At 57.9% G+C, this 25407-nt stretch carries 25 protein-coding genes and 2 rRNA genes; 24 read left to right on the top strand and 3 right to left on the bottom strand.

Going from position 1 to position 25407, the window contains the following annotated elements; all coding sequences use genetic code 11:
• The 16 genes from MHY08_RS03850 to MHY08_RS03775 all read left to right on the top strand — a co-directional run.
• Positions 1-116: ribosomal RNA gene (locus MHY08_RS03850) — 23S ribosomal RNA — on the top strand; the annotation flags it as partial.
• Between the two features lie 124 nt (positions 117-240).
• Positions 241-358: ribosomal RNA gene (gene rrf, locus MHY08_RS03845) — 5S ribosomal RNA — on the top strand.
• A 113-nt stretch (positions 359-471) separates the two neighbouring features.
• On the top strand, positions 472-675 hold the full coding sequence (locus tag MHY08_RS03840; RefSeq protein ID WP_239235407.1) for a tRNA 2-thiouridine-synthesizing protein: 204 nt from the start codon (positions 472-474) through the stop codon (positions 673-675).
• Positions 676-1215: 540 nt separating this feature from the next.
• On the top strand, positions 1216-2025 hold the full coding sequence (locus tag MHY08_RS03835; RefSeq protein ID WP_239235406.1) for a hypothetical protein: 810 nt from the start codon (positions 1216-1218) through the stop codon (positions 2023-2025).
• Positions 2025-3008 carry an HAD-IIA family hydrolase gene (locus MHY08_RS03830; RefSeq protein WP_239235405.1) on the top strand — a complete coding sequence of 328 codons (984 nt, stop codon included), beginning with the start codon at positions 2025-2027 and terminating at the stop codon, positions 3006-3008. The genes MHY08_RS03835 and MHY08_RS03830 overlap by 1 nt, the downstream gene beginning before the upstream one ends.
• Positions 2999-3160 carry a hypothetical protein gene (locus tag MHY08_RS03825; protein WP_162837064.1) on the top strand — a complete coding sequence of 54 codons (162 nt, stop codon included), beginning with the start codon at positions 2999-3001 and terminating at the stop codon, positions 3158-3160. The genes MHY08_RS03830 and MHY08_RS03825 overlap by 10 nt, the downstream gene beginning before the upstream one ends.
• The gene (locus MHY08_RS03820) at positions 3160-3966 is read left to right on the top strand and encodes a TlyA family RNA methyltransferase (RefSeq protein WP_023021615.1); all 807 of its coding nucleotides are present in this window, start codon (positions 3160-3162) and stop codon (positions 3964-3966) included. Before MHY08_RS03825 ends, MHY08_RS03820 begins: the two co-directional genes overlap by 1 nt.
• Positions 3963-4847 (top strand): NAD kinase, encoded by an 885-nt coding sequence (locus MHY08_RS03815; protein WP_200287547.1) that lies wholly within the window; start codon positions 3963-3965, stop codon positions 4845-4847. Before MHY08_RS03820 ends, MHY08_RS03815 begins: the two co-directional genes overlap by 4 nt.
• Positions 4847-6517, top strand: a complete 1671-nt coding sequence (gene recN / locus MHY08_RS03810) for a DNA repair protein RecN (RefSeq protein ID WP_239235404.1) — start codon at positions 4847-4849, stop codon at positions 6515-6517. The genes MHY08_RS03815 and recN overlap by 1 nt, the downstream gene beginning before the upstream one ends.
• Positions 6518-6527: 10 nt before the next feature.
• Positions 6528-7688, top strand: a complete 1161-nt coding sequence (gene steA / locus MHY08_RS03805) for a putative cytokinetic ring protein SteA (RefSeq protein ID WP_239235432.1) — start codon at positions 6528-6530, stop codon at positions 7686-7688.
• Positions 7689-7691: 3 nt separating this feature from the next.
• Positions 7692-8594, top strand: coding sequence for a copper transporter (locus MHY08_RS03800; protein WP_239235402.1), 903 nt, complete (start codon positions 7692-7694; stop codon positions 8592-8594).
• A 3-nt stretch (positions 8595-8597) separates the two neighbouring features.
• Entirely contained in the window at positions 8598-9236 is a 639-nt protein-coding gene (locus tag MHY08_RS03795; RefSeq protein ID WP_239235400.1) for an NUDIX hydrolase, read from the top strand.
• The gene (gene xerD / locus MHY08_RS03790; RefSeq protein WP_239235399.1) at positions 9233-10123 is read left to right on the top strand and encodes a site-specific tyrosine recombinase XerD; all 891 of its coding nucleotides are present in this window, start codon (positions 9233-9235) and stop codon (positions 10121-10123) included. Before MHY08_RS03795 ends, xerD begins: the two co-directional genes overlap by 4 nt.
• A 12-nt stretch (positions 10124-10135) precedes the next feature.
• Complete coding sequence (locus MHY08_RS03785) at positions 10136-11140, top strand: hypothetical protein (protein WP_239193867.1); 1005 nt, start codon at positions 10136-10138, stop codon at positions 11138-11140.
• Positions 11141-11267: 127 nt separating this feature from the next.
• A complete protein-coding gene (locus MHY08_RS03780; protein ID WP_204611443.1) occupies positions 11268-12140 on the top strand; it encodes a ParA family protein in 873 nt (290 codons plus the stop codon).
• Positions 12141-12146: 6 nt separating this feature from the next.
• Positions 12147-12944: a ScpA family protein gene (locus tag MHY08_RS03775; RefSeq protein ID WP_005324675.1), complete on the top strand. Its 798-nt coding sequence runs from the start codon at positions 12147-12149 to the stop codon at positions 12942-12944.
• On the opposite strand, the gene MHY08_RS03770 is transcribed toward MHY08_RS03775, so the two are convergent.
• Positions 12941-13507: a GNAT family N-acetyltransferase gene (locus MHY08_RS03770; RefSeq protein WP_239235398.1), complete on the bottom strand. Its 567-nt coding sequence runs from the start codon at positions 13505-13507 to the stop codon at positions 12941-12943. The genes MHY08_RS03775 and MHY08_RS03770 overlap by 4 nt on opposite strands.
• An 88-nt stretch (positions 13508-13595) precedes the next feature.
• Here MHY08_RS03770 and scpB point away from each other — a divergent pair, with 88 nt between their 5' ends.
• The 5 genes from scpB (at position 13596) to MHY08_RS03745 (ending at position 18928) form a co-directional block, all read left to right on the top strand.
• Positions 13596-14150 carry an SMC-Scp complex subunit ScpB gene (scpB, locus tag MHY08_RS03765; RefSeq protein ID WP_200436151.1) on the top strand — a complete coding sequence of 185 codons (555 nt, stop codon included), beginning with the start codon at positions 13596-13598 and terminating at the stop codon, positions 14148-14150.
• 55 nt (positions 14151-14205) lie between these two features.
• A complete protein-coding gene (locus tag MHY08_RS03760) occupies positions 14206-15117 on the top strand; it encodes a pseudouridine synthase (protein WP_005324678.1) in 912 nt (303 codons plus the stop codon).
• Complete coding sequence (gene cmk / locus MHY08_RS03755; RefSeq protein WP_239229707.1) at positions 15117-15812, top strand: (d)CMP kinase; 696 nt, start codon at positions 15117-15119, stop codon at positions 15810-15812. The genes MHY08_RS03760 and cmk overlap by 1 nt, the downstream gene beginning before the upstream one ends.
• The gene (gene der, locus MHY08_RS03750; protein WP_239235397.1) at positions 15805-17385 is read left to right on the top strand and encodes a ribosome biogenesis GTPase Der; all 1581 of its coding nucleotides are present in this window, start codon (positions 15805-15807) and stop codon (positions 17383-17385) included. Before cmk ends, der begins: the two co-directional genes overlap by 8 nt.
• Before the next feature lie 157 nt (positions 17386-17542).
• Positions 17543-18928: an anaerobic C4-dicarboxylate transporter gene (locus MHY08_RS03745; RefSeq protein ID WP_239235396.1), complete on the top strand. Its 1386-nt coding sequence runs from the start codon at positions 17543-17545 to the stop codon at positions 18926-18928.
• Here the strand turns inward: MHY08_RS03745 and MHY08_RS03740 are convergent.
• A complete protein-coding gene (locus tag MHY08_RS03740; protein WP_239235395.1) occupies positions 18925-19731 on the bottom strand; it encodes a class I SAM-dependent methyltransferase in 807 nt (268 codons plus the stop codon). The genes MHY08_RS03745 and MHY08_RS03740 overlap by 4 nt on opposite strands.
• Positions 19732-19858: 127 nt before the next feature.
• On the opposite strand from MHY08_RS03740, the gene MHY08_RS03735 reads away from it, so the two are divergent.
• Genes MHY08_RS03735 through MHY08_RS03725 form a run of 3 tightly spaced genes read left to right on the top strand, consistent with a single transcriptional unit; the run spans position 19859 to position 23897 of the window.
• A complete protein-coding gene (locus MHY08_RS03735; protein ID WP_367398076.1) occupies positions 19859-21199 on the top strand; it encodes an ABC transporter transmembrane domain-containing protein in 1341 nt (446 codons plus the stop codon).
• Positions 21199-22941, top strand: a complete 1743-nt coding sequence (locus MHY08_RS03730) for an ABC transporter ATP-binding protein (protein WP_239235429.1) — start codon at positions 21199-21201, stop codon at positions 22939-22941. Before MHY08_RS03735 ends, MHY08_RS03730 begins: the two co-directional genes overlap by 1 nt.
• Complete coding sequence (locus MHY08_RS03725; protein ID WP_239235393.1) at positions 22938-23897, top strand: PHB depolymerase family esterase; 960 nt, start codon at positions 22938-22940, stop codon at positions 23895-23897. The genes MHY08_RS03730 and MHY08_RS03725 overlap by 4 nt, the downstream gene beginning before the upstream one ends.
• Here MHY08_RS03725 and MHY08_RS03720 read toward each other — a convergent pair.
• Positions 23894-25153, bottom strand: coding sequence for a site-specific DNA-methyltransferase (locus MHY08_RS03720; protein ID WP_239235391.1), 1260 nt, complete (start codon positions 25151-25153; stop codon positions 23894-23896). The two genes, MHY08_RS03725 and MHY08_RS03720, sit on opposite strands and share 4 nt — an antisense overlap.
• Between the last annotated feature and the right edge of the window lie 254 nt (positions 25154-25407).

Below are 25407 nucleotides of genomic sequence, written 5' to 3'. Positions count from 1 at the left end.
GTTTTAAGATGAGGTTTCGTTAAGGTCCCCTAAAGACGATAGGGTAGATAGGCCAGACCTGGAAGCACTGTAAGGTGTGAAGGCTACTGGTACTAATTGACCACAACAAACACCAACACACTACGTGTATAGGCAAAACAACAAGATGAAGAAACAGTCACTGTCGTGACCGCGTCCACTATGCAGTATCTGACACAACACCCGAAAGCACACCTAAGGGCCTGAATGCTTCGTATGTTTGTCGGTGGTCAATAGCTGCAGGGAAACGCCCGGTCCCATTCCGAACCCGGAAGCTAAGCCTGCACACGCTGATGGTACTGCAACCGGGAGGTTGTGGGAGAGTAAGTCACCGCCGACACCAAACAACACAAACACAACTCAATACAACAAAGAAGAGGACGGCACACCACCGCCCTCTTCTTTCGTCGTTTTGCTAGTCTCAACAGCATGGACCAAAGGTAGATTTCTACTGTGGTGGAACAAGTAGAGCAGGGAATTCAAGGCTTAAAGGACGTCGATAAGCTTCTGGCCTATTTAGACAGCTTGCATCCGGATGAACTGGGTGGTGTGGAGTTCCTCGTTGATCGCATGTTTGAAGAGGAGCGTAACCAAATATGGGATCTGACGGAATCTCTCAAGGAGTTCCTCGCGGATTTAAAGGAATGCCAGAAGTAAGGCAGACGCTTGCCGAAGCAACAATTAACTTTGTAAAGCCCACCGGACTGGATCCGGCTGATTGTTTCCCATGTTTGGGGCCTGGTTCCGATGCTAAAGAGCTGAGGAAGCCTTCAGTAGCTCTTTAGTAGCGCGTAGCCCTTGATTTTCACGGCGTAGCCCCGCGTCTTGTGCTAGATCGCTGGATGTTGTTGGAGCTCGAGTTCGGTTAGGCAGTGTCCCTGAGGTTCCTTTTTTCGCTGCTTTCCATTCAATGTATCTCTGACATTGATGGTTAGCGGATCGGTGTAACGGAATTGGTGCTATTAGTGCCAGCTTGCGCTGTGTGGCCTGCCTCTCGTGCTTAAGACCTTGGCGCTTTGGTCGTGTCCGGGAGAAATGGGTTTGCCCGGTCCCTGGGCTTCAGCGTCTAATTGCTTAACAAGGTAAGACTCACGCTGCACCTGACAGGCACGATCTAAATTCCGGCTTTGTTCCTAGGGGTTGTAGAATAGTGCCGATATATCTGTGCTAGTTCCAACCAAGAAAGGGTAGGGCTGAATGTCGGAGCGCAATCACAACGGGCGAGGTGGACGTGACCGTAAGCCACGCAATAACAAAGGCCGTGATTTTAAGGGTGACTCTCGCAAGAAGAAGTCTTTTTCGCCGCAGCGCTCCGGTTACCGTGAGGAACGTATCAATCGTCGCATGAGTGATCCAGACATCCCGGCAGAGGTGGATGTCAACGATTTGGATCCTATGGTTCTGCAGGACCTAAAATCGCTCTCGAAGGAGAACTCCGAGGCCGTCGCCAAGCATATGATCATGGCTGCGACCTGGATGGAAGACGATCCCAAGCTTGCCTTGCGCCATGCACGTGCTGCTAAAGACCGTGCCGGCCGCGTGGCTATTGCCCGAGAGGTCAATGGTATTGCCGCATACCGTGCAGGCGAGTGGAAGGAAGCGCTGGCTGAACTGCGTGCTTCCCGGCGTATTTCCGGCGGGCCTGGGCTGCTGGCCGTAATGGCTGACTGTGAGCGCGGCTTGGGACGCCCAGAAAAAGCGCTCGAGCTTGGACGCGCGGATGACGCGGCCGACCTAGATGATGAATCTAAAATCGAGCTAGCGATTGTTTTAGCCGGAGCCCGCTTAGATATGGGCCAAGCCGAGTCAGCCGTTGTAACTATCCAGCGCGCTCATCCTGATCGAGATGCACGCGGGATAAGCGCATGCCGCCTAGCATATGCCTACGCCAACGCACTGCTGGAAGTTGGCCGGAAAGACGAGGCCAAGGATTGGTTTGAACACGCAGTGTCGATTGATGAGGGCCTCTGGACCGATGCAGCGGAGCGCTTAGAGGAGTGTAAGTAGTGACGGTTCTAAACAAACACGATGCTCTTCTGCTCGATCTAGATGGCACCGTGTGGGAAGGCGGCCGCCCACTTTCTAACGTGGTGGACGTCATCAATACCTGTGGTGTGCCGGCGGTGTACGTGACGAACAATGCTTCACGCAGCCCAGAAGCAGTGTCGAAGATGCTGGCAGACATCGGGCTCGAGGCGACCACGCAGCAGATTGTTACCTCTGCCCAAGCAGTCCTTCAATTAGTGGCGGATGAGGTGCCAGCCACCTCGAAACTCCTCATTATTGGTGCTGATTCCTTCCGTGATTTGGCCCGCGAGATGGGCTTTGAGGTGGTCCCCAGCGCTGATGACAAGCCTGCCGCTGTTGTGCAGGGTTTTGACCGTTCTGTTGGCTGGGAGCAATTGACTGAAGGGGCTCTGGCCATCCGCCAGGGAGCGAAGTTTTTCGCATCGAACCTAGATACTTCTCTGCCTATCGAGAGGGGATTTGCCGTGGGCAATGGTTCCCTCGTGGCCGCCATCCAGTCCGCCACCGGGGTAGAGCCGGTGTCTGCAGGAAAGCCCGAGCCAGCCATGTTTACTTTTGCGGCGAAGCAAATTGGTGCGAAAAAACCGCTTGCAGTAGGCGACCGTTTGGATACCGATATCGCCGGTGGTAATTCCGCTGCCATGAATACCTTCCATGTGCTTACCGGTGTTTCTGGGGAACTAGAACTTATTGAGGCACCTGTGGAGGCGCGCCCCAACTTTATTGGTGCAGGTATGCATGAACTGGCTTTGCCGGTCTCTGTTGCCCGACCTGGAGCACAGGGTGGATTTACTGCTCGGTGTGATGGACATGATCTTCTGCTGGAAGGCGGCGACGAGAAGTCCACGTCAGTGCAGGCATTAAGAACTGTGTTGGAGGTGGCGTGGGCCATGCCGTCTCCTCCGCGCTATATTCAACCGCGAAGCGAGCGCGCGGAAAAGGTTGTTGCGCAATGGCGGTAAAGCCGCATGATTTTCGCGCCGTAAAGGAGCCGGCGGAGATCGATGCTGACGTAGCAAAGATTTTAGGAGAAAACGCAGCGGATTTGGCCGCTGAGGTGGAACAGCTGGACCGCGCCCACAATGTGTTGCGCGATGCTTTGCAGGAGAATTAATGCCCCCACAACGTCGTAGGCTAGACGCGGAGCTGGTGCGCCGGAAGATTGCGCGCTCTCGTGAGCAGGCCCGGGAAATGATCAAGTCCGGCCGTGTCACGGTCGGTGGTTTCAAGGCACAAAAGCCGGCGTCGATAGTAGAACCAGAGGTCTCCATCAAGGTGGAGGAGTCCGAGGAAGATAAGTGGGCCTCCCGCGGTGCGCACAAGCTTTTGGGAGCCTTAGCGGCGTTTGACGTCGATATGAATGGTCGCATTCTTGATGCCGGCGCGTCTACCGGTGGCTTTACTGATGTGTGCTTAGAATACGGCGCGCAGGAAGTTCTTTCTGTGGATGTCGGCTACGGACAGCTGCTCTGGCGCCTCCAAAACGACGATCGAGTAAAAGTTCTCGACCGTACCAATATCCGGAATCTGACGCTCGAGCTTACCGACGGCCCTTGTGACGGCATGGTTGGAGATCTGTCCTTTATCTCCCTCCGGCTCGTATTGCCAGCCATTGTGGAATGCCTAAAGGATGGTGCCTGGTTATTGCCCATGGTGAAGCCGCAGTTCGAGGTGGGCAAGGACCGCCTTGGCAGCGGTGGTGTCGTTCGTTCACCGGAATTGCGCAAGGAAGTAACCAAGGAGGTCGCTCAGTTTGCCCTGTCGCTCGGGTTGAGCATGCACGGTGCTGTAGCGTCCCCGCTGCCTGGGCCAAGTGGCAACGTGGAGTATTTCCTGTGGCTGAAAAAGGACGGCGCGCCCACGGATCTGGCTAGAGTAGAAGAAATGATTGACCGTGCAGTCGAGGAAGGCCCGCAATGACCCGTGAGATCCTGTTGGTGCCTCATGCCAACCGCGAGCAGAACCTGCAGGCAACGTCGCGAGCAGCGGAGCTGCTACAAGATGCCGGGATTACTGTTCGAGTGTGTGCGGACGAGAAGGTCTTGCCTGGGCTAAAGCACGTCCCCCACACCGAAGACGCGGCTTCGGGGTGCGAATTAGTCCTGGTGCTCGGTGGAGACGGAACCTTCCTCCGTGCAGCGGATATGGCACGTTCTGTGGATATTCCGGTGCTAGGAATCAACCTCGGGCATGTGGGATTTCTGGCTGAGTGGGAAGTCGAATCCCTAGATCAGGCCTTAGTGCGGGTCATAGACAAAAGGTACCGCATTGAGGATCGACTCACCATCGATGTCACCATCTTTGACGAGGAAGGAACCCTTCTCAATCGCAGCTGGGCTCTGAATGAGGCTTCGGTAGAAAACCAAAATCGCTCTGGAGTATTGGACGCAATTTTGGAAATTGACCGCAGGCCGGTGTCTTCCTTCGGTTGTGATGGGGTGCTCATCTCCACGCCTACTGGGTCGACCGCCTATGCGTTTTCGGCTGGCGGGCCGGTGCTGTGGCCCTCGCTCGACGCGATTTTGGTAGTACCGAATAATGCGCACGCTTTGTTTACTAAGCCCCTAGTCGTCTCGCCCAATTCTTTAGTAGCCGTTGAATCAACCATGCGTACAACTCCGGCGACCGTGATTTTGGATGGTTTCCGTGAGCTCGCCATGCCTCCAGGAGCTCGCGTGGAGGTAGTGCGAGGCGCGCGTCCGGTGCGATGGGTACGCTTGGATGACCAACCTTTTACTGACCGTTTAGTCTCGAAGCTGCGCCTGCCCGTAGAAGGGTGGCGCGGGCCGAAGGAGAAGTAGTGCTCGTCGATATTTCCATTAATGACCTGGGTGTTATTAGCCAGAGCTCCGCGGAGCTCTCTACTGGTCTAACCGTGCTTACTGGTGAGACTGGCGCGGGCAAGACCATGGTGGTTACTGGATTGCGGCTTTTAGCAGGTGGACGCGCGGATGCCTCCCGGGTGCGGGATGGGGCGAAGAAAGCAGCAGTAGAGGGGCATTTTTCCTCGGGGAAAGATTCTATCCGCGAGTTGGTCGAATCAGTAGGTGGGGAGCCCGATGAAAATGGAGAATACATCGTCTCCCGGACGGTTTCTGCCGCGGGCAGGTCGAGGGCCTATTTGGGTGGTCGGGCGGTGCCTGCGGCAACCCTAGGCGAATTTGCGCGCGAACTTATTACGGTCCACGGGCAAAATGATCAGCTGCGTTTGCTTGCTCCCGAGGAACAATTGGGTGCAGTAGACCGTGCGGATCCTACGTTGGCCGAGGTACGCCGTCGCTATACCGAGGCTTTTAAAGAATGGCGCCGCTTAGCCAAGGACTATAAGCGGCGTACAGAGCAGCGCCGCGAACTCGCACAGGAGGTTGATCGCCTGCAGTTCGCGGTGGATGAGATCGACGGCGTTGCGCCGGAGCCGGGTGAGGATGAGGAGCTGGTGCAGCTGGTTCGCAAGCTGCAAGACGTCGATGGTCTTCGCGAATCCGCGGAAGTTGCACTGGCTTCTATCGACGGCACCGAGGAACTGGAAGAGGCCGCCTCGGCGTTGCTGGGCCGAGCTGTTTCGGCATTGGCGGGGACTACCGACAAGGAATTGGCCGCCTTGGGCGAACGGCTCGGCGAGATCTCGTCGCAACTGGGCGATATCTCCAGCGAGCTCGGTGGGTATCTAGCCGGGCTGCCGGCGGACCCACACCTGTTGGAAAAGTCCCTCCAGCGGCAGCAGGAATTGCGCACGTTGACTAGGAAGTACGCCGGGGATATTGATGGCGTGCTCGCTTGGCGCAATGAGGCAGCGGCAAAACTGGAGTCCATGGATACCTCCACAGAAGCCCTGGAGGAGCTAAAAAAGCAGGTTAAAGAAGCTGAATCGGTGATGATTGAGCGGGCAGGGGAGCTGACAAAGGGGCGTCGGAAAGCGGCGAAGGCTCTGGGCGAGCAGGTAACGCAGGAGCTCCACGGCTTGGCCATGCCGAATTCGACGCTGACGGTCGAGCTTACGCAGGCGAAATATTCTAAGTCCGGCGCAGACGCGGCTGAGCTGCAGTTGAATGGTAAGCCGATCGCCTCTGCTGCCTCGGGCGGCGAGCTTTCCCGTGTCATGCTGGCCTTGGAGGTCGTGCTGGCAGACGAGGACGGCGCCACCTTGGTCTTCGATGAGGTCGATGCCGGCGTGGGCGGCCGTGCAGCGGTAGAGATTGGTCGCCGCCTAGCGCGCTTGGCGGTGCATAACCAAGTGATTGTGGTGACGCACTTGCCGCAGGTGGCCGCGTATGCTGATGCGCACCTGCATGTATCGAAGGAGAAATTTACCTCTGGCGTGGCCGAGCTGTCACAGGAGGAGCGCGTGGAGGAACTGGCTCGCATGCTGGCGGGGTTGGACGATACCGAGACCGGCCGCGCGCACGCGCAGGAGCTTTTTGACCGCGCACAGGAAGAAGCTTCCGCGCGCCTCACCCACTCGAAACTATAAACACGCCACAATAGGGCCCATGGCTCTGTTTTCCCGTAACCCCGAGCAGCCTGGTGCACTGCGCGATTGCACTCCAGGCGCTAAGGGGATGAAAAAGTTTAGTGAAGGCGACGTCGCCGTAATTGATGCGGCCAATATCTCTCGCCACGAGGCTCAGACCCTCGTAGACCTAAAGCCCTCCGCCGTCATTAACGTGGCGGAATTTTCTACCGGCACGGTCCCCAATTATGGCCCGCACATGTTGCTTGACGCCGACATTACTCTCCTTGAAGGCGTTGGGCAGTCCTTTGTTTCTGAGTTCAAAGAGGGCAAAAAGGCTCGCATCGGGGAGGACGGTACCGTCTTTAGCGGCGATAGGGCGCTCGGTACCGGCCGCGTGGTAACTCGTGAGCGAGCAGAAGAGAACTTCACCGCGGCGCAGGGCGGGCTGATTGACCATATGGAATCCTTCTTTGGCAATTCCATTGATTTCATTAACTCGGAAGGCCCGCTGCTTATCGACGGCCTCGGCGTCCCCGCCTCCGGCTCCGAAATCGCCGGCCGCAAGGTTGTCCTCTTTTCGCCTACCGATAGGCACCGCGAACAGCTCAAGCAGCTACGCAACTTTATTCGCGAGTATGAGCCGCTGCTGATTGCTGTGGGAGCAGCGGCAGATTCGTTGCTGGCCCAAGGGTATAAGCCAGATTTCATTATTGGGGATCCCAATAGCGTGAGCGATGAAGCTCTGCGTTGCGGCGCCCGCGTAATCGTTCCTGCGGACCCAGAAGGGGAGGTAGAAGGCCTCGACCGCATCCAGGACCTTGGCATTGGTGCGATGACCTTCCCCGCGGCAACGCATTCAGGTACCGACCTGGGCCTGCTCTTTGCGGACTACCACGGCGCCGATCTTATTGTGCAGGCCGGCGGCGGGGTAGACCTCGATGATATCTTTGCGGACCGCACCAACCCCTCGGCCGTGCTGTCCCGCCTTAAGGCCGGTACCAAGGTGGTTGACGCCGATGCGGTAATCAATCTCTACAGTGCGCCTTCCTCCAACCTCGGCTGGCTGTGGGCAGTGCTGGGCATCTTGGTTGCCATTGCGGCGGTCATCCTCATCGTCGGCTTCGGCGGCAGCCAGGACTTTGCTAGCAACCTTAGCGAAACCTGGTCCAGCCTCTTTGGGGGCGCATAGGGCATGGCAAAGACTGAGCTTGTAGCAGGCTTGGGCTTCGGCGCCGCGGTTGGCGTAGCCTTAGGCGCTCTAGTGATTGCGCCGAACTTGACCACCAGCATGGCAGACGACGATCCGATCCGCGAGGAGCACCGCAAGGTGGTCCAAGACAATAAGATTCTGCAGACCCAAAATGACGCCAGCGACAAGATCGTGGCCGATTCTGGAGCGGAAATGGTTGATGGAGCCTTGTCGCAGCGCCCAGTGCTCATTGTGACCACCGATGACGCCAATGGCGGCGACGTGGACGCTATCCGGAAGCTCTTGAAGTCTTCCGATGCCACCGAGGCCGGCGAGATTAAGCTGACCAAGGACTTCTTGCGCCCCGAAACTAAGGACAGGCTGCTTCCCATCTTGAAAGATACTGCGCCCAAGAAGGCAGATATCAAGGACTTGGATTCGGCCGGAGCCCTTGGTGGTGAGGTGCTAGGCACTGCGCTGTCTATGGATCCTGAGAGCACGAAGCCTTTGGCTTCAGTGGAAGAGCGTGCAGACGTGCTCCATAAGCTGCGCGACGAGGGTTTCATTGATTACGAAGATGGAACCATCGTTCCTGCCCAGGCCATTATCGTGGTCTCTGGCAATGGCCTGCGTGGTTACCCGTCCAGCGCGCTGGCAGAATTTGCCACCGGGTTGGATGATGTCAATGGGTCCGTGGTGTTGAGTGGGCGCACCAAGCAGACTCAAGATGATAAGGCGCTAGCCCAGGTGCGGGATCAGGACGCGGAGCTGTCTACGGTCGATAGCACCGAACGGGCAGTGGAGCGCATTGCGGTCATTCTGGCCACCCAGGAACAACTTGATGGTGGCCAGGGCGACTATGGCGCCACCGAAACTGCTGACTCCGCCTTGCCGGGAAAGGAATAGCCCATGGCGCATGATTTCAAGGTGCTTGATTCGCAGCTGCTTGTCGAAGCCCCCATTCTTGCCCTCCGCCGCGACGAGGTAGTCATGCCCGGCGGCGTTTCTGCCTCCCGGGAAGTAGTCGAGCACCTAGGTGCTGTGGCCGTTGTGGCAGTGGACTCAGACGAGCGTATTGCGATGGTGTATCAGTACCGCCACAGCGTGGGAAAGCGCTTGTGGGAACTGCCGGCGGGATTGCTCGACGTACGCGGTGAGGATGAGCTGACCGGCGCCCAGCGTGAACTGCAGGAGGAGGCCGGCCTGAGCGCACAGACGTGGTCCGTGCTGACGGACCTTGTGACCTCGCCGGGTTTCTGCGAAGAAGCGGTTCGCGTATTCCTTGCCTCGGAGCTTTCCGACGTCCCCCGGATGGAGGCTACCGGTGACGAAGAAGCCGATATGGAAGTCGCCTGGGTGGGCCTCGACGAGGCCGTCGACAAGGTGCTGCGCGGTGACATCGTCAATTCCATTGCCTGCAGCGGTATCTTGGCCGCCTACGCTGTGCTGCGCGGCGGCAAGCAGACCCGCAGCGTGGAGGAGCCGTTCGAACTTCGACCTACCTCAATGAGCTCCCGCCGCACGGGTGCGGACCTAAAGCAGCTGTGAGTGCGCTCGAAAACATAGCGCAGACGTGGCTTAATCATCTAGCAGTCGAGCGCGGCGTGTCCGCCAATACCTTGAGCAACTATCGCCGCGATGTCCGCCGCTACCTTGCGTGGCTGGGGGATAACGGGGTAGAGGATCTGCGGTCGGTGACGCGACCGATGGTGGAGGCTTATCTTAAAGACCTGCGCTCACACATGGCTGTGTCCTCAGCCAACCGAGCGCTCATCGTTGCTCGCGGACTGCATAAATTTGCCGTGTCAGAAGGCGTAGTGGACGTCGATGTTGCGGTTGAGGTAACCCCTCCGTCAACCGGGCAGCATTTGCCGGAGACATTATCGGTAGATGAGGTCACCGCCCTCATTGAAGCGACTCCTACTGAGACCCCGGTAGATGTGCGCGACCGCGCCCTGCTGGAGATGCTCTATGGCACCGGCGCGCGAATCTCAGAAATTATCTCCCTAAACGTTGATGACGTGTCCTCCGCGCAGGAAATAATACGCTTGCGGGGCAAGGGAGACAAAGAACGAATTGTGCCAGTGGGCTCGCATGCCCGCCAGGCCCTCGACGCCTACCTGGTGCGGGCGCGACCGGCGCTGAGCAAAGGTAAGACGCCGGCGCTGTTTCTCAACACCCGCGGCGGGGCTTTATCTCGTCAAAGTGCGTGGACTGTGTTGAAGACTGCAGCGCAGCGGACGCAACTGGGAAAGTCCATATCGCCGCACACCCTGCGGCATTCTTTTGCGACGCACCTGCTTGAAGGCGGCGCAGATGTGCGCACCGTGCAAGAATTACTGGGACATTCCTCGGTGACGACAACGCAAATATATACTCACGTCACTGCCGATTCCTTGCGCGAGGTCTGGCGCACTGCGCACCCCCGTGCCTAAGAAAGGACCTATATGTTTTCAACTCGTGTAGCTGGTGCGGTGCTATCTACCGCATTGATTTTCCCAGCGGTGGCACACGCCCAGCTGCCTCCGGAAGTAGAGGCTGCCATTGCCGCTCCCATTTCGGTTCCTGCCGGCCAGACCACGACTGTAAGCCTGCCCGTGCCGGCCGAAGCCAACTACTCCGGCGATGGGTGGAACGTGTCTGCCTCAGGTACCTCCGCTACCATCACCGCCCCGGCAGATGGCGGCCAAATCTCGGTTCCTGTCTCCGCCCAAGGCATGAATGCAACCCTGACGCTGGTAGCCGATGGGTCGGTCGCACAGGAGGACATTCAGGAAGAAATTGACGGCGCGGAAGGCGGCCCGAACCCAGCGCCAGCGCCGGATCCGGGCTCTGATAAGCCGGCTCAAGGCGACAAGGCGCCAGCCGGAAACGATGCCGAGGGCGGAGATGACAGGCCCGTGCCGGCGAAAGAAGATAGCAACTTGCCTGTTGTTCCAGGCAAAAAGCCGGAGCGCAAGCCTGCTGGGGAAGCCAACCTTGACGGTGCGGAATACGTAAACCTCGAATCCAAAATCGAAGGCAATACTATTACCGCAAAGATGGGCCTCAAGCAGGCCTATGACCTCTACCAGCAGTTCAAGGACACGCAAGAAAATGACGTCACGCTGCGCTACCTCGATGGCGAGGGCAATATTATCCAAGGCGTAGAGCGTGACGTGGACGCCTCTTCTCGAACCCTCACGCTGACCTATCCGGAGGGCGAGGCGCCTGATAATCCCTTTATTATGCAGTTGCTACGCAATGACGGTTCTGGGGCCGCACTCATCGTCACGCTGCAGGACCCTAACTATCAATCCGCCGCGGAAAACCTCGATGAGCGCCAGCAAAAGGACCCCGAAGAAGACGGCGGCTCACATTTGGGCTGGATTATTGGAGGGGCAGCCGCGGCGGTACTCATCGCACTCATAGCTTTGGTGGCAATTCTCAAACGCCGTTCTAGTCAACGCTAAACGCTTGATATAGGCTAAGTCTCGGTACTTTTAACCTGTAACGGGTACGCTTTAATGACAACGTTGTAATCAACCCTAAGCCAAGTGTCATGGTCCGGAACTTGGCGTCAAGGAAGCAGGTGTGACTGTGAGCGAAGAGGGTCTATTTTCTGCCTCTGACGTAGAGGTGGGGCTGACCGGTCGTCCTATCCGTGAGCTACCGGAACCCGCACCCTTGGAAAAGCATGGGCCGGCCACCATCATTTCGATGTGTAACCAAAAGGGTGGCGTAGGCAAAACCACCTCAACCATCAATATGGGCGCCTGCTTGGCCGAGTATGGCCGTAAAGTCCTCTTGGTTGACCTTGACCCCCAGGGCGCGCTTTCGGCGGGGCTTGGGCTCACGCATGACGATATCGAGGACACCATCTATGACGTGATGCTCGATAGCCACACCTCTATTCATTCGGCTATCCAGCACACCGGGGTATCGGGCTTGGATCTGGTGCCGGCGAATATCGACCTTTCCGCCGCGGAAATTCAGATGGTCAATGAGGTCGGTCGCGAGCACACCCTTGCCCGCGCCCTGCGTCCGGTGCGCCGCGATTATGATTTCATCATTATTGACTGCCAGCCCTCCTTGGGCCTGCTTACCGTCAATGCCCTTGCTTGCTCACAGGGTGTGATCATCCCTATGGAGTGCGAGTTCTTCTCCCTGCGCGGTTTGGCGCTGTTGACCGATACCGTGGAAAAGGTTTCTGATCGCATTAACTTTGACCTTGAGGTCATGGGAATCCTAGTGACCATGTTTGATCGCCGGACCAAGCACGCCCGGGAAGTTATGTCCCGGGTGGTGGATTACTTTGGCGATAAGGTCTTTGACACAGTCATTACCCGGACCGTTCGGTTCCCAGAGACTTCGGTGGCCGGCGAGCCGATTACTACCTGGGCGCCAAGCTCCCCGGCCACACAGCAGTATCGGGACCTGGCCAAAGAGGTCATTGAGCGCTCGACCGTTTAAGGTATCGTGACCCAGCCGGAGATTACGGGCTTTCGCATTGCACTGCGGAATTTTGAGGGCCCTTTTGACCTGCTTTTGCAGCTTATTCAGTCCAAGAAGATGGACGTGACTGACGTTGCGCTGTCAGAAGTAACGGACGAATTCGTGGCGTATACGCGCCAGCTGGGAGAGTCCGCTGATCTGGATGAGACCACTGATTTTTTATTGGTGGCAGCTACGCTCTTGGATTTGAAGGCGGCGCGGCTTTTGCCGCGCGGTGATGTCGACGATATTGAAGACTTGGAACTGCTGGAGTCGCGCGACCTCCTTTTTGCCCGCCTGTTGCAGTACAAGGCTTATAAACAAGCAGCGGACCAATTCGCCGTGTGGCAGCGCGAGGCGCAGCGCAGCTATCCGCGAGCGGTTTCTATCGAGGAGAAGTTCGCCGAGCTTTTGCCTCCGGTCTCCCTCGGGCATACGCCGGCCAGCTTTGCCGAGCTTGCCGCGGGCGTGTTCCGCCCCAAGCCACCGGAGGAGGTGGCAACCGGTCACGTGCACGCCGTAGCAGTATCTGTACCGGAGCAGGCCGGCAAGATTTTGGAAACACTCAAGCTACTCGGTGCGGGCCAATGGACCAGCTTCGGTGCGCTAACCCGCGACTGTACGGTTTCTATGCAGGTAGTGGGGCGTTTCTTGGCCCTGTTGGAGTTGTACAAAGCCAAGGCAGTTGATGCACAACAAGAAGAAGCGCTGGGTCAGCTGGACCTATCGTGGACAGGCCTGGATGTTGACCCAGCGGTAGTTGCCGCAGCGAACTGGGACTAAGGCCGTTGCTGGATGAATTCCAGCGTCTCGGGGGTGAGCTCGCGGTCGGAATAGACGCGTACGTCTGGTTCCTCGGGGTTGTCCTCGGTGCCTATGCGTCGCCCTTCCCATACCTGATTGAGCCCTTGCTTTTCGATGACCCGGATGGCTGCCGGGTGATTTGTGGTCACGCGGGCCGTAATGGGGGAGTTGGGGTCCACCTGGCGGATGCTCTTCACCGCCTCACAGGTGATTTCGGTGGCAAAACCGGCACCCCAATGGGCGGGGCGCAGGCGGTATTTGATGTCCCAGAAGTTTGCCTCGTCGACGAAGATGGCACCGCCGACTCCAACGAATTCAGAAGGGTTGTGGCGCATATACGCGGCCCACGGCCCGAAGTGGTGGGCGTCCCACGACTGAGAGGATGCTTGTGCGAGTGCACGCGTGGTGCGAATGTCAGCAAAGCGCCCATTAGGACGGTGGCTCCAGATGCGTCCGTCGCTGTAGACCTTGTGGGTCTCTTCGGTATTAGCGGCGGACAGCGGGATGAGGATGAGTCTGTCGGTGCGAGTGATAGTTTCCATGACAATATGTTAGACGAATCACAATGACTATCGAAAGTGATTTGGAGAATTTTTAGCAACATCTTCTTCTCCAGTAAACTCGGGCGCTATGGATCTTCCCCTCATCTCGCAGCTGCGTTCCCGTCTTGAGTCCATATTGCTCGTGCTCGACTCCCCAGCCTCTGTGGAGTCTTTGGCGCGTGCCCTGGGGGCGGAAAGGGACGTCGTCAGTGATTGCTTGCGTTCTATTCAGCGGGAGTTGGATAGTCGCGGTTCTGGTATTGACCTGCGCGAGACCCAAGAGGGATGGCGCTTTTATACGCGCACCGAGAACGCGGGCGCGGTAGAAGAATTTCTCTTGGATGGCGCCCAAACCAAGCTTTCTCGCGCCGCCTTGGAGACTTTGGCGGTAGTGGCTTATCGCCAGCCCGTCACTCGCCAGCAGGTGGCGGCGGTTCGCGGCGTCAATGTCGATGGCGTAATGCGAACCCTTAACCTGCGCGGATTGGTCCGGGAGCTGCCGCAGGATGATTTTGAAGGCGCCGCGCACCGGTACGAGACGACGGAATTATTCCTCGAGTTATTGGGGATCGATTCTTTGGAGCGCCTGCCAGACTTGGCGCCGCTGTTGCCTGACGTCGAGGCGATCGACGAAGAGTACTAGCGTGGGGTAGGATTGCCCAGGTAATTTCATATCTTCGAGAGAAAAGGACACGTACGTGACTCCTCCCGCTCGCCGTGACGGCACACCGGATAAGAAGCAGCGAGACAGTGACATCATTGTCTCCAATGCCAAGCCGGCCCGTCACCAGCATGTGTCAAAGAAAAAGCAGAAGGCTACTGCAGAATCCGTAGCCCGCGAATTGGGTGCCGATTGGCTAGTCGATGAAGACAAGCCCAAGGGAGAGCGCCTCCAAAAGGTGCTCGCCAAGGCAGGCGTCGCTTCCCGCCGCCACGCAGAAATCCTTATCGATGCCGGCCGAGTTGAGGTCAACGGCAAGATCATCGCCAAGCAAGGCGTCAAGGTAAATCCCTCCGTCGACGTCATCCGAGTAGACGGCGTGCGCGTCAACGTCAATGAGGAGCACGAATATTTTGTGCTCAATAAGCCGCGCGGCATGCAGTCCACCATGTCTGATGACTTGGGGCGCCCGTGCGTGGGTGACGTGGTGTCAGAAAAGGTCGCAGCTGGCCAACGACTCTTCCACGTCGGCCGCCTCGACGCCGATACGGAAGGACTGCTCATCCTCACTAATGATGGCGAGTTGGCCAACCGCTTGATGCACCCCAAGTACGAGGTGACCAAGACCTACCTCGCCACCGTATTGGGCGAGGCCGATAGGAAGCTCGTGCGACAGCTCAAGGAAGGCATCGAGCTGGAAGACGGACTGGCAAAGGCCGACTTTGCACAGGTAGTTGATACCAATCAGGGTTATTCCTTGGTGCGTCTTGAACTGCATGAAGGCCGCAAGCATATCGTGCGCCGCATGTTGAAGGAGGCCGGCTTCCCCGTGCAGCGCCTGGTGCGCACCAAGCTGCATACAGTCCAGCTGGGCGATATGAAGCCTGGAGGTCTGCGTGCCCTTAATTCCAGCGAGCTGACTAGCCTGTACAAGGCGGTGGAGATGTAATGATTTCTAATATGCCGAATGAGGGTCTCATCCTCGCAGTGGATGGCCCATCTGGAACTGGAAAGTCGACCACGTGCCGTGCGCTGGCCAAGCAGCTGAATGCAAAGTACGTCGACACTGGTGCTATGTACCGAGTTGCAACGCTTGCTGTGCTGCGTGAAGGCATCGACCCTGCTGACACTACTGCGGTTATTGCGGCTACGACCGATCTGCCCTTGGGGGTATCCGATGACCCGGACTCCACCGAGGTTCTCCTCGGCGGCGAGGACGTCTCGCGCGTTATTCGAGAAGACGAAGTCACCCGTAATGTTTCCGCCGTATCTGCCATTCCGGAGGTGCGCGAGAATCTGGTTGCGCTGCAGCGCAAGCTTGCCCGCGAGGCTCACCGCGCGATTGTAGAAGGCCGCGATATTGGCACGGTTGTGCTTGCCGACGCCCCCGCTAAAGCATTCATGACCGCCTCTGCCGAGGTCCGCGCTCAGCGCCGCCAAGCCCAAAATGAAAAGGCGGGCATTGCTTCGGATTACGGGACGGTACTCGCAGACGTCCAGCGCCGAGACGCTGCAGATTCTTCCCGCAAGGCCTCACCTCTGCGCCCAGCGGAAGACGCAACCCTAGTCGATACCTCCAATATGAGCCCAGAGGATGTGCTGGAAGCTCTGATTAACGTGGTAAAGGAGTCTGTCAATGACTAATCACGATCCCCAGGAAGAGTCGGAGACTCAGTTCCATTACCCGGCCGGTAAGTTCGATGATGAGGTGGTAGAAGCCTCTCCTGGTTGGGCCGCCGATGATTTCAATACCGAGGAATTCGACTATGACTTCGATGACTCGGAATTTGGTGAGGCTGATTATGGCGACGATGCGCACGCAGAAGAGCCTCTGAGCGAAGAGGAATGGGAAGAACTCTCCCGCGCTTTCGGTGTGGAATCCGACGATCACACCGAGGAAGCTTTGTGCACGGTGGCCGTAGTCGGGCGCCCAAATGTGGGCAAGTCCTCCTTGGTCAACCGTTTTCTTGGCCGCCGCGAAGCGGTGGTAGAGGACCACCCAGGCGTTACCCGTGACCGAATTTCCTACGTTGCGGACTGGAATGGCCAGCGCTTTTTGGTGCAGGACACCGGTGGCTGGGATCCCAACGTGAAGGGTATCCATGCGGCGATTGCCCGCCAGGCAGAAGTAGCCATGGAAACCGCCGATGTCATCGTTATGGTGGTGGACACCAAGGTGGGCATCACGGAGACGGATGAGGTCATGGCTCGCCGCCTGCAGAAATCGCCTGTGCCGGTGATTTTGGTATCGAATAAGTTCGATTCTGATAATCAGTACGCGGATATGGCGGAATTTTATGCCTTGGGCTTGGGCGATCCGTGGCCCGTATCCGCCCAGCATGGCCGCGGTGGTGCGGACGTGCTCGATGAGATTTTGCGGGTCTTCCCTGAAGAACCCCGGCAGACCGCGATTACCTCTGGCCCTCGCCGCGTCGCATTGGTGGGCAAGCCCAACGTGGGCAAGTCCTCGCTGTTGAATAAGCTCACCAGCGAGGAGCGCTCCGTGGTCGACAACGTCGCGGGAACCACCGTGGATCCGGTGGACTCGCTAGTCCAATTGGATGAGCAGCTGTGGAAGTTCATTGATACCGCTGGCCTGCGCAAGAAGGTAAAGAATGCGCAAGGGCATGAGTACTATGCGTCCTTGCGTACCCGCGGCGTTATTGATGCTGCCGAGGTCTGCATCATGCTTATCGACGCCTCTGAGGAAATCTCCGAGCAAGACCAGCGCGTGCTCAATATGGTGCTCGAGGCGGGCAAGGCTCTAGTGATTGCGTTCAATAAGTGGGACCTCATGGAGGAGGATCGCCGTTACTACCTGGACCGCGAGATTGATCAGCAGCTGAGCCACTTGCCGTGGGTCACGCGCGTGAATATCTCTGCGGAAACGGGCCGCGCGCTGCAGAAGCTGGAGCCGGCCATGATTGAGGCACTGGAGAGCTGGGATCAGCGTGTGTCCACGGGCCAGCTGAATAACTGGTTGCGGGAGGCTATCGCGGCTAATCCGCCGCCGATGAAGAATAACCGCCTGCCGCGCGTATTGTTCGCCACGCAGGCCTCGACGCAGCCGCCGACCATCGTCTTGTTTACGACGGGCTTCTTGGACGCGGCGTATCGCCGCTACCTTGAGCGCAAGTTCCGTGAGCGGTTTGGTTTCCACGGAACGCCTATCCGCATCGCAGTGCGAGTGAGGGAAAAGCGCGGCAAGAAGCGCTAGCAGTATGCCCGTTACGCTGGGATTATAGCACTCAGGCGAGCGATTATTGCACCGAGACACGGTGTGAGAATTCGCTCGCCTTTCCGTTTATGTCCGTTCATGTGGGGCTGGATAGGATATAACCAGTCAAAAACTCTCTCGTGATGGAAGGCTCAGCATGTTAGCCAGCGTAATTGCGCCAGATTCAATTCTGGCCATCGTGCTCCAGGTCATCATCATCCTCAGTGCCCTGCTTCTGGGCACTCGTTATGGTGGCATCGGACTTGGTCTTATTTCCGGCATCGGTTTGATGCTCATGGTCTTTGTCTTCGGCCTCGCCCCGGGTGAGCCGCCGGTATCCGTGATGCTGACCATCATTGCGGTCATCGGTTGCGCCGCCACCTTGCAACAGGCGCGCGGCCTAGAAGTGATGATGCAATTTGCCGAGAAGTTTCTCCGTGCCCACCCAGAGCGCATTACCATCCTCGCCCCGCTGACCACTTGGTTCCTGACGGTGCTGTGCGGTACGGGTCACGTCGTGTACACGATGTTTCCTATCATCGAGGATATTGCCCTGAAGAAGGGCATCCGTCCAGAGCGCCCCATGGCCGTGGCATCGACGTCGGCTCAGATGGGTATTACGGCCTCGCCAGTGTCTGTGGCCACCGTGTCCCTAGCGTCCATCATCGCGGAAAATGCCGGTGCTATCGATCACGCCTATTCCATTCCGCAGATCCTCATGGTGGCTATGCCCGCCTCGCTTGCCGGCGTTATCCTCGCTGCGCTGTGGTCGCTGCGCCGCGGCAAGGACTTGGACGAGGACCCGGCATTCCAGGAGCGCATGAAGGATCCTGAGTTCGCAGAAAGCATTCACCAGTCCACCGGGTCGCTCATGGATGAGGAATTTTCGCCAGAAGCAAAGCGAGCGGTGATTATCTTCCTCGTGGCTATCGCCAGCGTGGTGGCACTCGGTGCGTTCGAATTCCTGCGCCCACTCGTCCCAGGCGATGATGGCGAGTTGAGCCCGCTGTCGATGAACCTGGTTATCCAGATGGTCATGCTTGTTGCCGGCGCGATCATCCTGCTCACCTGCAAGGCTGACCCGAAGAAGATTGCGTCCACGCCAGTCTTTAAGGCCGGAATGACCGCAGTATTCTCCGTCTTTGGTGTGGCATGGATGGCAGATACCTTCTTCGAAGCCCATATCGATGCCCTAGAATCCAACCTCGGGTCCGTGGTGGAGGCCGTCCCGTGGGCCTACGCCGTGGTGCTGGTATTCGTGTCCAAGCTGGTTAACTCCCAGGCCGCCGCCCTGGTTGCCATCGCTCCGATCGGCCTGCAGCTCGGCATCGATCCCGCCATTATCGTTGGTTTCTACGGCGCAGCGTACGGCTACTTCATTTTGCCAACCTACCCTTCGGACCTAGCCTGCATCGGCTTCGACCGCACGGGCACTACCCACATTGGCAAGTTCGTCATCAACCACTCCTTCCTTGTCCCTGGCGCCATCTCGGTGTTCACCTCCTGCGTGGTGGGCTCGCTACTGGCGCAGGTCCTGCTCTAATCCGAATCCCGTACCAGCACGAAGGCATCCGTGCGGTACGGGATGCGCAGTTTTTGCCCCGCCTTGAACCCCATGTGTTCGAAAAGGTACCAATCCAGGTTGTGGGTCATACGTTCATGGATGTCTTCGCCATTGCGCAGCCAATAGGATCTGGTGTGCATCAGGCGGTGAAGCTGTTCCGGGGTAAGTTCGTTCTCCCAGGTCAGGCGTAGCTCTCGGTCCAAAGACCACGGCGCCGTATAGTCCGGGTAAAAGCCTGGCTTATGTACATCGCCAGAGTGCATGATGCGAGAAAGCCGCAGGATCCAGGGGTCCGCGTTGACATCAAGCGTGTTCCACACCAGGAGAATCTTCCCGCCCGGCGCGAGGACGCGGTCAAGCTCTGCACAGGCGGCTGGTACGTCGACCCAGTGCCAGGTTTGGGCGAGGCAGGCGGCGTCTAAGGAGGCGTCAGCAAGCGCGGTGTTTTCGGCCGTAGCACGAAGGACTGGCAGGCGGAGGTGGGCTGCGAGGATTCCAGCCATATCGGCGGAGGGCTCCAGAGCCAAAACCCGAGTATTGGGTAGGGACTCGGTGAGTTTTCCAGTACCAGCGCCAATATCGGCCACGGTATGGGCGTCAGCAATAAGGGCAGAAACCTCGTCCGGATAGCCGGGGCGCACATCGTGATAGGTGCTCGCGCCGCGGCGGAAGGCCTGGGCAGAAGCGGTACGTTGCGCGGCATCGCGGAAGCCAGGGCCTTGTCTAGTGGAGGCCTTGCGGTAGCTAGGGAAGTGGCTGGGATCGGGGCGGTGAGTCGACATAGCCCATCTAACCTACCGCGAATTAGAATGGCAGCCTATGAGGACACTTCCTGCACCATCAGATCCCAGGTGGCTGCTAAAGACCGTCTTTTCTCGTCCGGCACTCACTGTGCCGGCCGCACTCTGCATGGCTGTCTCTTTTCTGCTTAACGGATTGACTCCAGTGATCGTGGGACATGCCATTGATGAAGCTGTGTCGAAAGGATCCGTCGACCGACTAGGCATGTGGCTGGTGGTATTGGGGGCAGCTTTTGGTCTTAATGCCATAGCCGCATGGTTTGGACGCGGCCTCAACGCGCGAGCCATGCTAGTAATTGGGCACGATGTCCGCATGGCAATCACGGATAGGATTCAGGATCCGCGGGGCATCGCAGGTGAGCCCCGCAGCGCCGGCGAGCTGCTTGCCATCGCCTCCACAGACGCACGGCGCGTGCAGAATGCCGTCATGATGACGGTCTTTCCCGTCGCTGAGATCACCGCCATTGTGTATGTGGCGATCATGGCTAGCCGTATTAACCTGCCTTTAGGCATCGCCATTTTGTGCGGCGGTCCGCTCATGGTGTGGGGCTCAGTGCGCGCGGCAAAGCCTCTGCGTACGCGTTCCGGAATCCGCCAAGCGGCGTTGGCGAAGGCCAGCTCCATGGCCACCGATGTGGTCCAAGGCCTGCGGATCCTTAAGGGCCTGGGCGCTGTAGCCACAGTGAGTAGGCGTTATTCCGCGGTGTCTGGTGCCGCCTATGTGCAGACGGTAGAAGCCAATGGTGCCCAAGCGCGCCTTAATGCGACTACGGAGATTTTGGGCTCGGTTCACGTCATTGCAGTGGGCATTGGCGCAGGGGCGATGGCCGTGCGTTCCATGATTAGCGTAGGTGAACTCATTACGGTCATCGGCCTTACGCAGTTCATTATCACCCCGATGACGATGCTGGGCCGAAATATCGCCTCGCGGTGGGCGGCCGCACAGGCAAGCGCTGAGCGCATTACCGCCCTCCTTGCCGCCCCCGGGGTGGAAAAGAGCGAACCGCAGGTTCCAGCCCTCGCTCCTGGGGTCAACGTGGTACCCGAACCTGTTCCAGAGGATCTCGTCTTCTTGCCGCGCGAGCGATTCTTGGTTGTTCCACACGAAACTATGCTTTTCGAGGGAACCGTGCGGGACAATATTCATCCGGATAGCGCGAGTGCACAACGAGCCCTCTACGTGGCTGCAGGGGAAGATATCCCGGGCGGGTTGGATCGCGAGGTGGGAGAGGGCGGCCGAAACCTTTCTGGTGGACAGCAACAGCGCGTGGCGCTGGCACGAGCCCTTGCTGCCGACGCAGAGATCTTAATTTTGGCCGATCCAACTACCGCGGTGGATTCGGTGACCGAGCAGGAAATTGCCCAGCGGGTGGCGTATCACCGCGGGCCTAAGCCCACGCTTGTCTTCACCACCTCGCCGGCGTGGGCAGCAGTGGGGGCGGAGCTATGATGCGGTTTCCTACGGCCTCCTGGCCCCAAGTGCGTAAGGAAGTGGGCCGCCAGCTTTCCGACGTCCCCGGTGCCCGCCCCCAAGCCGCAGCGGCCTTAGCCTTGCTTACCGCAGGCGCCGGTAGCAATGTAGCGATCCCCATCTTATTGGGAAAGATCGTTGATGCTGTCATTACTCAGGGCGCCATTGTGCCCATCGGCATCTCGCTGGTGCTGGTGGCCGCGGTCTCCGCACTGTTTTCTGCAGCGGGGTTCTATGTCCTTTCACGCCTGAGCGAAAGAGTGATCTCCGCTTTGCGGGAAGATATGGTCTCTACCGCTCTTCGCCTGCCTACCCACCGGGTGGAGGAAGCCGGCACTGGGGATTTGGTCTCTCGCTCTACCGATGATGTAGCAGAACTATCGGCTGCCGTAACCGAGACCGTCCCCGTGCTGGCGAAATCTGCCTTCGCCATCGCAACCACCGGGGTGGCACTAGTCAGCCTCAACTGGCAATACCTACTGGTAGTAGGCGCAGTTACGCCGTTATATTTCATTGCTGCGCGCCAGTACCTGCAGCGCGCTCCACAGCGCTATACCGACGAACGCGCTGCCATGGCGGAACGGGCACGCAGGCTCCTGGAGGCAATTCGCGGGCGAAAGACTGTGCGCGCCTTTGGCATGGAAGACCAGATGCACGTCGGGATTGAACGTGCCTCCGCCGAGGTGGTGGACAAAGGGTACGCCGCGCGAAGGACAATGATGGTCCTGCAGCTATGGATGACGGTCATTGAGTTAGTCATGCTGGTCTGTGGTCTGGTCGTTAGCTTTTGGGTGGTGCAGGCTGGGGCACTCACCGTTGGCGCAGTCACCGCGGCCATGCTCCTTCTTATTCGCTTGCGCGGTCCGCTCATGGGATTGATGCGGGTCATCGATACCGTTCAATCCGGCTATGCCTCCCTGTCTCGGATAGTTGGGGTGGTTATGGATCCGCCACAGGCGGTGCCAGACTTTGGCGCCCCGACCCCAGGTGGAGTTGCCGAATTAAAAGAAGTGAGCTTCAGCTACGAAGACGGCGGCTGGGCCGTGAGGGACGTAAACCTTAAGTTTCCTGCTGGACACACCGTAGCTTTAGTGGGAGCTTCTGGTGCGGGAAAGACCACGGTCGCAGCTCTTCTAGCCGGACTGCGAGTCCCGGCTACCGGAACAGTCTTGGTGGATGGAGTAGAGGTATCGGCCCTTTCTGATTCCGAAAGGGTGGCGCGTTTAGCGATGATTTCCCAAGAGGTTCACGTATTCTCAGGAACCCTGCGCGAAGATTTGTCATTGGCCGCCCCGCAAGCCTCAGACGCACAAATGGAAGATGCACTACAGCGCGTCGGCGCACAGTGGTATCTGCAGCTAGAAGAGGGCCTAGATACGGTCATTGGTGCTCGGGGAATCCACCTTGACCCAGTAGCAGCGCAGCAACTAGCGCTGGCGCGAATATTGCTTTTAGATCCCAAGATCGTCATCATGGATGAGGCCACCGCAGAAGCCGGATCGGTGGGGGCAGGAGCTCTGGAAGAAGCCGCCGTAGAGGTCACCCGTGGGCGAACATCACTGGTAGTGGCGCACCGATTAGATCAGGCCGCACGAGCCGATAGCATCGCCGTGATGGATAACGGGCGGGTGGTGGAGCAAGGCAGTCACCACGAACTGTTAGATTATGGTGGCCGCTATAAGCAACTATGGACCGCATGGCAGAAGGGACGACAAAGATGAACGCGAGGTCGCTACGGGCCGTGGTCGGTGCGGTAGCAGTGAGTTTCCTTGCGGTTGCCGGCGCATCATGTTCGGCCGATTCGCCCGACTCCGCGCCCCAAGCAGTCCCAACTGAGACGAAAAACCTAGGGATTCCAACCTCCGCACCGCTGAGTGGACCCGAGCCAGGAAGCTATACCACCGTTAATCTTCCCTCGGGCCGTTCCTTCATCCTCAGCGTGCCCAAGGACTATACGGGGGATAAAAAGTGGCCCATCGTCCTGGCCTTTCCAGGCTGGGGACAATCTGCCGAAAATCTCCGCGGCTATTCCCGCCTCGATGCCGCTGATGCCATCACCGTTTTCGCGGAAGGCAAAAAGAAGGCATGGAGCCCTGCTCCCTATGCCAAGACGTCAACAGCAGAAGACAAAAAATTTGTTCGCGACATCATTGGTGCCGTTCGAGCAACATATCGGGTAGATGACTCCCGAATTTTTGCCACCGGCATGTCGAACGGCGGCGGGTTTGCCGCCTACCTGGCCTGTCAGATGCCCGATGTCTTTAAGTCCGTAGCTACAGTTTCCGCTGCCTACTACAAAGATATTCTCAAAGACTGCGCTCATTCCCCCGTCGGGCGATTGGATATGCACGGCACCGTGGACCCCGTGGTGGGTTACTACGGTGGAACGCGCCATAAGACCAAGTATTATTCCGTGGAATCCGTGCTGGAACAAGACCGTAAACGTAATGGTTGCTCTACCAAGGTCGATACGACCCGCCTGGTTAACAATGCACTCGATATGAAGTGGAGCGGCTGTACCGCACCGCTGGAACACATTCGTATCGCCGGAGGCTCACACGTATGGCCTGGTGGTACAGCAGATGCGCACAATGAAGTAGGTAAATTCTTCGCTACCGATCGCGTCCTAGACTTCTTCGGCATTCCCGGTCGCCCGTCTGGTACCGCACAGACTTAGTCCGGTCTATAGACCTGAAAGGATGCGCCTGGAACCTTGCGCACCCTTTCAATGCAAATATCTGCAACGGTAGAAAAGCCCGTGCGATGAGCAGCGCTACGCGGGGAGGTAGGCTCTGGAATTTGCACAAGGTGAAAAGACCGAGTGCCCCCATCGTCGTTATTGAGTTCCACTACCGCCTGTGCAGTGGTGCCGGAGCCCGCAAAAAAGTCAAGGACGCGCGCATCCTTTCCACCCGCAATGGAAATGAGGTGCTTAATCAAGCGCACCGGTTTGGGAAACTCGAAAACACCCTCTAGCCCCATGACGTCCTCAGCATCGCGCCGGCCAGTGCGGGTCACCCCAAAGCGCTCCCCGTCCAAGATGGAGCGTGGGCGCGCTCCCACCTTTTGATAGTTCTTGGTATAGACAAAACCTCGCCGGAAGACGAGCTCATCGAAGCGCTGTTCAACCTTATCTCGGCCCCAGCGCCAACGGGCGACTTTTTCTTTTCCCACCGGCTGGTCCGGCCAATATTCCTTGCCATCGGGCCCGGTGATAGGGAAGTCGAGGGAGGGAAGGTACCCAAGGGTCTTAGAGTCCAAACGCACCAAGGAGTACTTCCCTTTGTCGTCCTCATGGTTGTATTTCGTGGAAGTATAGCCTTGGAGATCGACATTGAATCCAGGATTATCAGGAGTACGGGCGTAGCACAGAATATATTCGTGCTCTACCACTGCGTACTTAGAATCATTCTTGCCGGTTCCTGCCTTCTTCCAAATCAATTGGCCAGCAAAGCACTCCTCTCCAAAAACTTCATCGAGTACCTTGCGCGTATTGGCCACTTCGTCTTCTCCAATGGAGACAAAAATGAAACCTTGTGCGGAAAGTACGTCTCGGGCCAAGATGAGTCGGGGAAGCATCATCGACAGCCATTGCGAGTGCCATTCTGCATAGCTTCCGGAACGCATTTGACGGCGTAAACGATAGTTATCGCGGTAGACAAAGTCTTTGCCGGTATTATAAGGCGGGTCGATATAGATGACGTCAAAGAGTTCCCCGCGGTTGGCAAGCCCTTGCAGAACCGGAAGGTTATCTGCCGCAATAATCGCGTTGTCCGTGTCGCAGGCTGTGCTGAGCGCAGAATCACGCGTGAAACGTTGCGTCAGCGGCGCGCTGGCGGCTGCTCGGGCAGCCTCTTTGCCCGGCCATACTAAGCCAAAGAATTCCGTTGCCGCCTCCGAAGTGGACGGTGGCGCTGGGGTAGTTGAAGCCATGGTGCGAAGCCTTCGTTGGTAAATCGTCGATACCGTCTAACGCTATCATTTGCAAGACTGAGGAAAATTGGCCTGAAGTTAAATTGTGCACCCTGATTTTGCTTATACTTCGCTAGGGAAGGGCTAAAGCAGCAGGCCTTATTGGGTGTTCGATAGGCTGCGGAGCATCTGGATGCCCCCTGAGAACAATCGCGCTGCGGGGCGGCAAAACTTATTTGGTCTAGTGGCCAAAGAGACTTTTCGGTGGCATGTTG

This window comes from Corynebacterium sp. ACRPJ, from assembly GCF_022347345.1.
In the GTDB taxonomy this organism is placed as follows: Bacteria; Actinomycetota; Actinomycetes; order Mycobacteriales; family Mycobacteriaceae; genus Corynebacterium; species Corynebacterium tuberculostearicum_D.
This window is presented reverse-complemented; position numbering and strand designations above follow the sequence as displayed.

Coding starts and splice junctions, on each gene's coding strand:
- MHY08_RS03835 (WP_239235406.1), top strand. CDS start 1,216: ATGTCGGAGCGCAATCACAACGGGCGAGGTGGACGTGACCGTAAGCCA.
- MHY08_RS03825 (WP_162837064.1), top strand. CDS start 2,999: ATGGCGGTAAAGCCGCATGATTTTCGCGCCGTAAAGGAGCCGGCGGAG.
- MHY08_RS03820 (WP_023021615.1), top strand. CDS start 3,160: ATGCCCCCACAACGTCGTAGGCTAGACGCGGAGCTGGTGCGCCGGAAG.
- MHY08_RS03815 (WP_200287547.1), top strand. CDS start 3,963: ATGACCCGTGAGATCCTGTTGGTGCCTCATGCCAACCGCGAGCAGAAC.
- MHY08_RS03800 (WP_239235402.1), top strand. CDS start 7,692: ATGGCAAAGACTGAGCTTGTAGCAGGCTTGGGCTTCGGCGCCGCGGTT.
- MHY08_RS03795 (WP_239235400.1), top strand. CDS start 8,598: ATGGCGCATGATTTCAAGGTGCTTGATTCGCAGCTGCTTGTCGAAGCC.
- MHY08_RS03785 (WP_239193867.1), top strand. CDS start 10,136: ATGTTTTCAACTCGTGTAGCTGGTGCGGTGCTATCTACCGCATTGATT.
- MHY08_RS03770 (WP_239235398.1), bottom strand. CDS start 13,507: ATGGAAACTATCACTCGCACCGACAGACTCATCCTCATCCCGCTGTCC.
- scpB (WP_200436151.1), top strand. CDS start 13,596: ATGGATCTTCCCCTCATCTCGCAGCTGCGTTCCCGTCTTGAGTCCATA.
- cmk (WP_239229707.1), top strand. CDS start 15,117: ATGATTTCTAATATGCCGAATGAGGGTCTCATCCTCGCAGTGGATGGC.
- der (WP_239235397.1), top strand. CDS start 15,805: ATGACTAATCACGATCCCCAGGAAGAGTCGGAGACTCAGTTCCATTAC.
- MHY08_RS03745 (WP_239235396.1), top strand. CDS start 17,543: ATGTTAGCCAGCGTAATTGCGCCAGATTCAATTCTGGCCATCGTGCTC.
- MHY08_RS03740 (WP_239235395.1), bottom strand. CDS start 19,731: ATGTCGACTCACCGCCCCGATCCCAGCCACTTCCCTAGCTACCGCAAG.
- MHY08_RS03735 (WP_367398076.1), top strand. CDS start 19,859: ATGGCTGTCTCTTTTCTGCTTAACGGATTGACTCCAGTGATCGTGGGA.
- MHY08_RS03730 (WP_239235429.1), top strand. CDS start 21,199: ATGCGGTTTCCTACGGCCTCCTGGCCCCAAGTGCGTAAGGAAGTGGGC.
- MHY08_RS03725 (WP_239235393.1), top strand. CDS start 22,938: ATGAACGCGAGGTCGCTACGGGCCGTGGTCGGTGCGGTAGCAGTGAGT.
- MHY08_RS03720 (WP_239235391.1), bottom strand. CDS start 25,153: ATGGCTTCAACTACCCCAGCGCCACCGTCCACTTCGGAGGCGGCAACG.